Annotated in this window: 9 protein-coding genes; all 9 read left to right on the top strand. The window is 47.6% G+C overall.

The window, feature by feature from the left end; genetic code table 11:
- The first annotated feature begins 126 nt into the window (after positions 1-126).
- The 9 genes from DXD78_RS09830 (at position 127) to DXD78_RS09790 (ending at position 9451) form a co-directional block, all read left to right on the top strand.
- Positions 127-363 carry a hypothetical protein gene (locus tag DXD78_RS09830; RefSeq protein WP_034528908.1) on the top strand — a complete coding sequence of 79 codons (237 nt, stop codon included), beginning with the start codon at positions 127-129 and terminating at the stop codon, positions 361-363.
- 366 nt (positions 364-729) lie between these two features.
- Entirely contained in the window at positions 730-2226 is a 1497-nt protein-coding gene (locus tag DXD78_RS09825; RefSeq protein WP_005835565.1) for a 2-isopropylmalate synthase, read from the top strand.
- Between the two features lie 42 nt (positions 2227-2268).
- Positions 2269-3663 carry a 3-isopropylmalate dehydratase large subunit gene (gene leuC / locus DXD78_RS09820; RefSeq protein WP_009036523.1) on the top strand — a complete coding sequence of 465 codons (1395 nt, stop codon included), beginning with the start codon at positions 2269-2271 and terminating at the stop codon, positions 3661-3663.
- Between the two features lie 109 nt (positions 3664-3772).
- Complete coding sequence (gene leuD, locus DXD78_RS09815) at positions 3773-4372, top strand: 3-isopropylmalate dehydratase small subunit (protein ID WP_005835567.1); 600 nt, start codon at positions 3773-3775, stop codon at positions 4370-4372.
- A complete protein-coding gene (locus DXD78_RS09810; protein ID WP_005826194.1) occupies positions 4362-5903 on the top strand; it encodes an alpha-isopropylmalate synthase regulatory domain-containing protein in 1542 nt (513 codons plus the stop codon). Before leuD ends, DXD78_RS09810 begins: the two co-directional genes overlap by 11 nt.
- Positions 5904-5915: 12 nt before the next feature.
- Positions 5916-6173, top strand: coding sequence for a hypothetical protein (locus tag DXD78_RS09805; protein WP_005835569.1), 258 nt, complete (start codon positions 5916-5918; stop codon positions 6171-6173).
- Positions 6163-7224: a 3-isopropylmalate dehydrogenase gene (leuB, locus tag DXD78_RS09800; RefSeq protein WP_005835570.1), complete on the top strand. Its 1062-nt coding sequence runs from the start codon at positions 6163-6165 to the stop codon at positions 7222-7224. Before DXD78_RS09805 ends, leuB begins: the two co-directional genes overlap by 11 nt.
- A gap of 409 nt (positions 7225-7633) precedes the next feature.
- Positions 7634-8584: a cysteine synthase A gene (cysK, locus tag DXD78_RS09795; protein WP_034528909.1), complete on the top strand. Its 951-nt coding sequence runs from the start codon at positions 7634-7636 to the stop codon at positions 8582-8584.
- A 15-nt stretch (positions 8585-8599) separates the two neighbouring features.
- Complete coding sequence (locus DXD78_RS09790) at positions 8600-9451, top strand: lipopolysaccharide assembly protein LapB (RefSeq protein ID WP_009036525.1); 852 nt, start codon at positions 8600-8602, stop codon at positions 9449-9451.
- Positions 9452-9454 lie beyond the last annotated feature (3 nt).

The raw sequence follows: 9454 nt of genomic DNA, 5'->3' as shown, positions 1-9454 counted from the left end.
TTTTCAGAAGAAGCCTCCGTGTCTGATAAGGATACGGAGGCTTTGTTCGTTTTTGGCGGTCTCATAAACTTTTCTTATATTTGCGCCGAACTAATTTTATATCAACGTTTAAAGCAAATTGAAAGTATGAAGACTAAAGTTTTATTGGCTGCCGTTGCGGTAGCGTTTTCTTTCGCAGTGACATCTTGTGGCAACAAAAAGGCTGCAGATTCTAATGCAACTGAGGCAGATTCTTGCTGTGCTGCAAAAACAGAACAAGTATGTGACTCTGCAAAGGCATGTTGCCAGGCAGCTGATTCAGCAGCGTGCCCTAAGGCTGCATGTGATGGTGCCAAGTGTAACAAACCTTGTGAGAAGAAGTAATTCAGAACTTGTATTGAATTGAAGAATAAGGAAGAGGCGTACCTCAAGGTACGCCTCTTTTTGTGATATATTTTAGCGATAAATGAATACAAACTTATAAAGTGATATTTTTTATCGGAAAAAAGTAACGAATTTCTTTGTGTGCTACGAAATAATATCTACCTTTGCAACGTCAAAACAAAAAGAAGATGATTCAGAACTTTACATATATTCTACTGTGTGGTATTATTATTCTACTGGCAAGGTTTAGTGGAAGTGAGTGCTGTGCGTGAATATATATGTAAGATGCAATGATATATGAAGCCTTTCTCACTTCCAAGTGCGAAAGGCTTTTTTTATGGAACATAAATTAAATACAATAAAGCAATGAGTGACAAATTATTTATTTTCGACACAACGCTCCGCGATGGCGAGCAGGTTCCGGGATGCCAATTGAATACAGTGGAAAAGATTCAGGTAGCCAGACAACTGGAAGCCCTGGGGGTGGACGTGATTGAAGCCGGATTTCCGATTTCAAGTCCGGGAGATTTCAATTCGGTCATTGAGATATCAAAAGCTGTGACATGGCCCACCATCTGTGCCTTGACACGTGCCGTACAGAAAGATATTGATGTGGCGGCAGAGGCTTTGCAGTTTGCCAAGCATAAACGTATCCATACTGGTATCGGTACATCTGACTCGCACATTAAATATAAATTTAATTCCAATCGCGAGGAAATAATAGAGCGTGCAGTGGCTGCCGTAAAGTATGCACGTAAGTATGTGGATGATGTAGAGTTCTATGCCGAAGATGCAGGCCGAACGGATAATGAATATTTGGCACGGGTGGTAGAAGCTGTTATCAAGGCAGGTGCGACTGTGGTGAATATTCCCGATACAACGGGGTATTGCTTGCCTGATGAGTATGGCGCGAAGATAAGATATCTGATGGAACATGTCAACGGTATTCATAATGCCATTATTTCTACTCATTGCCACAATGACTTGGGCATGGCTACTGCCAATACAATGGCTGGCGTACTGAATGGTGCCCGCCAGGTGGAGGTAACCATCAATGGTATTGGTGAACGTGCCGGCAATACTTCTCTTGAGGAAGTGGCGATGATTATCAAATGTCACAAGGACATAGAAATCGAGACCAACATCAATACACAGAAGATTTATCCAACCAGCCGTATGGTGTCCAGTCTGATGAACATGCCGGTGCAGCCCAACAAGGCTATTGTAGGTCGCAATGCTTTTGCCCATTCGTCGGGTATTCACCAGGATGGTGTGTTGAAGAATGTACAGACTTACGAAATCATTGACCCGCATGATGTGGGTATTGATGATAATTCCATCGTATTGACAGCCCGTAGCGGACGTGCAGCCTTGAAGAATCGTTTGTCGATATTGGGAGTACAACTGGATCAGGAGAAGTTGGACAAAGTGTATGAAGAGTTCTTGAAACTTGCCGATAAGAAGAAGGATATCAACGATGATGATATTCTGGTATTGGCAGGGGCAAACCGTACGCAGAACCACCGTATCAAACTGGAATATCTTCAGGTGACCAGTGGGGTGGGGGTTCGTTCGGTTGCCAGCTTGGGATTGAACATCTCTGGCGAGAAGTTTGAAGCCGCCGCCAGTGGAAACGGTCCGGTAGACGCTGCTATCAAGGCTTTGAAGAAGATTATTGACCGCCATATGACATTGAAGGAATTCACTATCCAGGCTATCAGCAAGGGTAGCGACGATATGGGTAAGGTACATATGCAGGTGGAATACGATAATCATATTTATTATGGGTTCGGTGCCAATACGGATATTATCGCGGCATCAGTGGAAGCGTACATCGACTGTATCAATAAGTTCAAGATGTGATTTTAATCGTAAATTGTAAATAGCTAAATTGTACATAAAGAGATGAATACATTATTTGATAAAATCTGGGATGCCCATGTGGTACAGAAAGTGGAAGACGGTCCCACACAGCTTTATATTGACCGGCTTTATTGTCATGAAGTAACCAGCCCGCAAGCCTTTTCAGGATTGCGCGAACGTGGAATCAAGTGTTTCCGTCCGGAAAAGATTTTCTGTATGCCCGACCATAACACGCCGACGCATGACCAGGACAAGCCGATTGAAGACCCGGTTTCAAAGACTCAGGTAGATACACTGGCCAAGAATGCGGAAGAGTTTGGATTGGCCCATTTCGGCATGATGGACAAGAAGAACGGAATTATCCATGTAGTAGGTCCGGAACGCGGGCTGACCCTGCCTGGCATGACCATTGTCTGCGGTGACTCGCATACTTCCACCCACGGGGCGATGGGAGCAGTGGCTTTCGGTATCGGTACGAGTGAAGTGGAAATGGTAATGGCCTCGCAATGTATCCTTCAGACCCGTCCTAAGACAATGCGCATCACTGTTGACGGCAAACTTGGCAAAGGAGTGACGGCAAAAGATGTGGCATTGTACATGATGTCGAAGATGACGACCAGCGGCGCTACGGGATATTTCGTGGAATATGCCGGAGAAGCTGTGCGTAGTCTGACTATGGAAGGCCGTCTGACCTTGTGCAATCTGAGTATAGAGATGGGTGCCCGCGGCGGTATGGTTGCTCCGGATGAGACCACTTTCGAGTACATCAAAGGACGCGAATATGCTCCGAAGGGTGAGGCATGGGACAAGGCATTGGCCTATTGGAAAACATTGAAGAGTGATGAGGATGCAGTGTTCGACAAGGAAGTCCGTTTTGCTGCCGAAGATATTGAACCGATGATTACATACGGTACCAACCCGGGCATGGGTATGGGTATCACACAACATATTCCTACTACCGAAGGCATGGGAGAAGCTGCCCGGACCTCTTTCATGAAGTCTATTAGCTATATGGGTTTCCAACCGGGAGAACCTTTGCTGGGTAAGAAGGTTGACTATGTGTTTTTGGGTGCCTGCACCAATGGACGCATTGAGGATTTCCGTGCATTTGCCTCCATTGTGAAAGGCCGTCGGAAAGCCGAGAATGTAGTGGCATGGCTGGTTCCGGGCTCCTGGATGGTAGATGCACAGATTCGCGAAGAGGGACTGGACAAGATTTTGGAAGAGGCCGGTTTTGCCATTCGCCAACCGGGTTGTTCTGCTTGCCTGGCAATGAACGACGATAAGGTGCCTGCCGGAAAGTATGCAGTGTCTACCAGTAACCGTAATTTTGAAGGACGCCAGGGACCGGGTTCCCGAACACTGCTTGCCAGCCCGCTTGTAGCTGCAGCAGCGGCAGTGACTGGAGTAATTACTGACCCGAGAACGCTGATTTGATGTACGATTGGACGATTTACGATTAAAATTACTTCGTAAATCAAACATCGTTCAACAAAGGTAAATCAAGAGTATTTTCAATCGTAAATTGTAAATCGTAAATACAAAGATGAAGACAAAATTTGATAGATTAACCAGTACTTGTGTGCCTCTTCCATTAGAGAATGTGGATACAGACCAGATAATCCCTGCACGTTTTCTGAAAGCTACTACCCGTGAGGAAAAGTTCTTCGGAGATAATTTATTCCGCGATTGGCGCTATCATCCGGACGGTTCTCTGAACAAGGACTTTGTTTTGAACAATCCCACTTACGGTGGACAGATTCTGGTGGCGGGAAAGAACTTCGGTTCCGGTTCCAGCCGTGAGCATGCTGCATGGGCCATTGCCGGTTACGGTTTCCGCGTGGTGGTATCGAGTTTCTTTGCCGATATACACAAGAACAATGAACTGAACAACTTTGTGCTTCCGGTGGTGGTAAGTGAGCCGTTCCTGAAAGAGTTGTTCGACTCTATCTCTGCCAATCCGAAGATGGAAGTGGAAGTGAATCTGCCCGAACAGACCATCACCAACAAAGCTACGGGCAAGATCGAACATTTTGAAATCAATGCCTACAAGAAACATTGCCTGATGAATGGCTTGGATGACATCGATTTTCTGGTTGAGAATAAAGATAAGATAGAAGCTTGGGAGAATAAAAATGAAGCATAATCATCCGAAGATAGAAATCATGGACACTACGCTCCGCGACGGTGAACAGACCAGCGGAGTCTCCTTTGTGCCCCATGAGAAGCTGATGATTGCCCGTTTGTTACTGGAGGAATTGAAGGTAGACCGGGTGGAGGTGGCTTCTGCGCGGGTATCCGAAGGAGAGTTTGATGCCGTAAAAATGATTTGTGACTGGGCGGCACGCCGTAATCTGTTGCCAAGAGTAGAAGTGCTTGGCTTTGTAGATGGCCACACGTCGGTGGACTGGATACATGCGACCGGTTGCCGTGTCATCAATCTGCTGTGCAAAGGCTCGCTGAAGCATTGCACCTACCAGTTGAAGAAGACTCCCGAAGAGCATATCGAGGATATTCTGTCCGTAGTGGATTACGCCAACGAGCAGGATATGGTAGTGAATGTCTATCTGGAAGACTGGAGCAACGGCATGAAAGATTCTCCGGAATATGTGTTCCGTCTGATGGACGCCTTGGAGCAGACCAATATCCGCCGCTATATGTTGCCTGACACGTTGGGCGTATTGAACCCGCTGCAGGTCATCGAGTTCATGCGCAAGATGGTGAAACGCTATCCGCATGCCCATTTTGACTTCCATGCCCACAATGACTATGACCTTGCCGTGAGCAATGTGCTTGCCGCCGTACTTAGCGGTTGCAAGGGACTGCATACTACCATTAACGGCCTGGGCGAACGCGCCGGCAATGCTCCGCTTGCCAGTGTGCAGGCTATCTTGAAAGACCACTTCAATGCCATTACCAACATTGACGAAAGCCGCCTGAACGACGTAAGCCGTGTGGTGGAGTCCTACTCGGGCATCGTCATTCCCGCCAATAAACCGATTGTTGGCGAGAATGTATTTACCCAAGTGGCAGGCGTCCATGCCGACGGTGACAATAAAAGTAACCTCTACTGCAACGACCTCCTGCCCGAACGCTTTGGTCGCAAGCGAGAGTATGCTCTGGGCAAGAACAGCGGTAAAGCCAATATCCGGAAGAATCTGGAGGACTTGGGGTTACAACTGGATGAAGATGCCATGCGCAAAGTGACCGAACGCATCATTGAGTTGGGCGACAAGAAAGAGCTGGTGACGCAAGAAGACCTGCCCTATATCGTTTCGGACGTACTGAAGCACGGAATGGCAGAAGAACGCGTCAGCCTTAAGAGCTATATTGTGAATCTGGCGTATGGATTGAAGCCGATGGCTACGTTGAAGATAGAAATTAACGGAAAGGAATATGAGGAAAGTTCCAGTGGAGATGGCCAGTATGATGCTTTTGTGCGCGCCTTGCGCAAGATATATAAAGTGACACTGGGTCGTAAGTTCCCGATGCTGACGAACTATGCCGTGACCATTCCTCCCGGTGGGCGTACCGATGCCTTTGTGCAGACGGTTATTACCTGGAGTTTTGAAGATACGATATTCCGTACACGCGGATTGGACGCAGACCAGACGGAAGCGGCCATCAAGGCGACGGTGAAGATGCTGAATATCATAGAAGACGAATACGAATCATAAAAAATGGATCTCATGGAGAAAAAGAAATCGTTTTTTGAGAGGCGTCCTTATGTATGCTATGCGTTGTATGCAGGCTTGCTTTTTGCTTTCAACCTCTTTCTGCGTTGGTGGAGCGGCGAGTTGGATGCGGACGAGTATCTTATGTCAGCCATCAATACCCTTATATTGACAGCTGGTTTTGTGTGGGGTGACCGGTATCGCCGCAAGAATCTTGCAAACAAAAAGAAGATAGATGAACTTTTAAATAATAAAGAAAACAATGGATTTTAAAATTGCAGTGTTGGCCGGTGACGGTATCGGCCCCGAAATCTCTACCGTAGGCGTGGATGTGATGACTGCCGTGTGTGAGAAGTTCGGACATAAAGTGAACTATGAATATGCCATCTGCGGTGCAGACGCGATAGACAAGGTGGGTGACCCGTTTCCCGAAGCCACTTATGAGGCTTGTAAAAATGCGGATGCTGTATTGTTCTCTGCCGTAGGTGACCCGAAATTCGACAATGACCCTACTGCCAAAGTGCGTCCCGAGCAGGGCTTGCTGGCTATGCGCAAGAAACTGGGACTGTTTGCCAACATCCGTCCCGTGCAGACCTTCAAATGTCTGCTCCATAAGTCTCCCCTTCGTGCGGAACTGGTGGATGGTGCCGATTTCCTTTGCATCCGCGAATTGACCGGTGGCATGTACTTCGGTGAGAAATACCAGGACAATGACAAGGCGTATGATACGAACATGTATACCCGTCCTGAGATTGAGCGTATCCTGAAAGTCGGATTTGAATATGCCATGAAACGCAGTAAACATCTTACGGTGGTGGATAAAGCCAATGTGCTTGCCTCTTCCCGTCTTTGGAGACAGATTGCCCAGGAGATGGCACCGCAGTACCCCGAGGTGACAACCGACTATATGTTTGTGGACAACGCCGCCATGAAGATGATTCAAGAGCCGAAATTCTTTGACGTAATGGTTACGGAAAATACGTTTGGTGATATTTTGACGGACGAGGGTTCCTGCATCAGTGGCTCTATGGGATTGCTGCCTTCTGCTTCTACGGGAGAGAGCACGCCGGTATTCGAACCTATCCATGGTTCCTGGCCGCAGGCGAAAGGCTTGAATATAGCCAATCCGCTGGCGCAAATTTTGTCTGTAGCCATGCTTTTCGAATACTTCGACCTGAAAGAGGAGGGGGCGTTGATTCGTAAGGCAGTTGATGCTTCACTCGATGCGAATGTACGTACACCGGAGATTCAAGTAGAAGGTGGCGACAAATACGGTACCAAGGAAGTGGGCGCGTGGATTGTAGACTATCTTAAGAAGTCTTGATAACAGTGTCTCATTACCGTTCTGTTCATCAGTAACTTCTCACTGCAAAGTTCTGCAAACCTTTTGCAGTGTCACTGCAAAGCTGTTACAGTTGCGCTGCAAAGCAGTTGCAGTACCACTGCAAACCTATTTGCAGTAACGCTGCAGCTCGTTTGCAGTACTACTGCAAAAAGCATGCACCATCTTTGCAGTGGGAAGTCGCTGATTGTCAGATATGGTTCTTCCTCCTCATCCTGCCTTCTTCAATCGTTTCATATCCTTTCATCCTCTTTATTCGTGTTAAGCTTTGATAGATGGCAGTATAATCTTTCCTTTCCCGCACGGTTTATTTCTTGGAATTTCCATATCTTTGTCAGCATATCCATGTTACATAAGTGTGTACGGGAAGAATGTATTAGACAGTGAGATTATGGCGAAAATTGCAAAGAACCTGACGGAGTTGATTGGGCATACTCCTTTGATGGAATTGGCTGAATACAGTCGTAAATACGGATTGAAAAGAAATATTGTGGCTAAGCTGGAATCTTTTAATCCGGCGGGAAGCGTGAAGGACCGTGTGGCATTTGCCATGATTGAGGATGCCGAGGCACGTGGGGCTTTGAACCCCGGAGCCACGATTATTGAACCTACCAGTGGCAATACCGGCGTGGGACTGGCGATGGTAGCAACCATCAAGGGATATCATTTGATATTGACCATGCCGGAGACCATGAGTGTGGAACGCCGTAATCTGTTGAAAGCCTTGGGTGCGGAGATTGTACTGACCGACGGACTGGCAGGTATGGCCGGCTCCATTGCCAAAGCGAAAGAATTGCGGGATGCGATACCTGGTGCGGTTATTCTGCAGCAGTTTGAGAATCCCTCCAATGCCAAGGCTCATGAACATACTACGGGGGAAGAAATCTGGACGGACACGGATGGTAAAGTGACTGTTTTTGTTGCCGGTGTGGGCACGGGCGGTACGGTCTGTGGAGTGGCGCGTGCCTTGAAGAAACATAATCCGGATGTCTATGTTGTGGCTGTAGAACCGGCCTCCTCTCCGGTTCTGGAAGGAGGGGAAGATGCACCGCACCGCATCCAGGGGATTGGGGCCAATTTTATTCCTTCCATTTATGATGCTTCTGTAGTAGACGAGATTATTCCGGTGCCCGATGACGAGGCCATTCGTGGAGGACGAGAGCTGGCTTCTACGGAAGGCTTGCTGGCTGGCATCTCATCCGGTGCGGCGGTATATGCGGCACGGTTGCTGGCCGAACGCCCTGAATTTGCGGATAAAATGATTGTTGCCCTACTGCCCGATACGGGGGAACGCTATTTGTCAACAGAACTGTTCGCTTTCGATACCTATCCTTTGGAATAAATACTGAACTATTATATGAAGAAACTTATTTTTTCTTTCTTCTTGTGTGGAGCCACGATGTTCCCTGCCTTTTCACAAACCTATCAGGAACTGAGCGAACGTGCGGTTGCAGCCACGGAGCAAGACAGCTTGTCATTGGCCGAAAAATACATTGAACAAGCTTTGAAAATGGAGCCCGCCAATCCTCATAACGCTTTGCTGTTCTCCAACTTGGGTACGATACAACGTCGGCAGCACCGGTATGAGCAGGCCCTTGACTCGTATACTCTGGCATTGAACATTGCTCCGCGTGCCATACCTGCCCTGATGAATCGTGCCGCTCTTTACCTTGAGTTGGGGAAGGATGATTTGGCCCGGATAGACTATTCTTTGGTGCTGGATATAGAAAGCGATAATCAGGAAGCCTTGCTGATGCGTGCCTATATCTATATGCGGCAGCGCAACTATAATTTTGCAAAGTCTGATTATGAACGTCTGCTGAAACTTGCCCCCCGGAGCTACAATGGCCGTCTGGGGTTGGCTACGCTGGAGCAGAAGGAGGGCAAATACGAAGCGGCGCTTTCGATATTGAATGCCATGATTGCAGAAAAAGGAGGAGAATCTACCCGGCTGACTACCCAGCAATATGCCGTGCTTTACGTGGCACGTGCGGGTGTGGAGCAGGATATGAAACATGTGGACCTGGCCATGATGGACTTGGAAGAAGCTATTAAGCTGGATCCTTCACAGACGGAAGCCTACTTGATACGGGGACAAATTTATCTTTCCCAAAAGAAAAAGGAGTTGGCAAAACGTGACTTCGAAAAAGCCATTTCGCTTGGCGTACCGCAAGGTGACCTCAGGGAGTTGCTGTTGCAGTGTAAATAATAT

The sequence above is a fragment of the Bacteroides sp. D20 genome (assembly GCF_003436255.1).
In the GTDB taxonomy this organism is placed as follows: domain Bacteria; phylum Bacteroidota; class Bacteroidia; order Bacteroidales; family Bacteroidaceae; genus Bacteroides; species Bacteroides uniformis.
The sequence above is the reverse complement of the archived record's forward strand: the minus strand, read 5'-3'. Positions and strand labels throughout refer to the sequence as shown.

Coding starts and splice junctions, on each gene's coding strand:
- DXD78_RS09830 (WP_034528908.1), top strand. CDS start 127: ATGAAGACTAAAGTTTTATTGGCTGCCGTTGCGGTAGCGTTTTCTTTC.
- DXD78_RS09825 (WP_005835565.1), top strand. CDS start 730: ATGAGTGACAAATTATTTATTTTCGACACAACGCTCCGCGATGGCGAG.
- leuC (WP_009036523.1), top strand. CDS start 2,269: ATGAATACATTATTTGATAAAATCTGGGATGCCCATGTGGTACAGAAA.
- leuD (WP_005835567.1), top strand. CDS start 3,773: ATGAAGACAAAATTTGATAGATTAACCAGTACTTGTGTGCCTCTTCCA.
- DXD78_RS09810 (WP_005826194.1), top strand. CDS start 4,362: ATGAAGCATAATCATCCGAAGATAGAAATCATGGACACTACGCTCCGC.
- DXD78_RS09805 (WP_005835569.1), top strand. CDS start 5,916: ATGGAGAAAAAGAAATCGTTTTTTGAGAGGCGTCCTTATGTATGCTAT.
- leuB (WP_005835570.1), top strand. CDS start 6,163: ATGGATTTTAAAATTGCAGTGTTGGCCGGTGACGGTATCGGCCCCGAA.
- cysK (WP_034528909.1), top strand. CDS start 7,634: ATGGCGAAAATTGCAAAGAACCTGACGGAGTTGATTGGGCATACTCCT.
- DXD78_RS09790 (WP_009036525.1), top strand. CDS start 8,600: ATGAAGAAACTTATTTTTTCTTTCTTCTTGTGTGGAGCCACGATGTTC.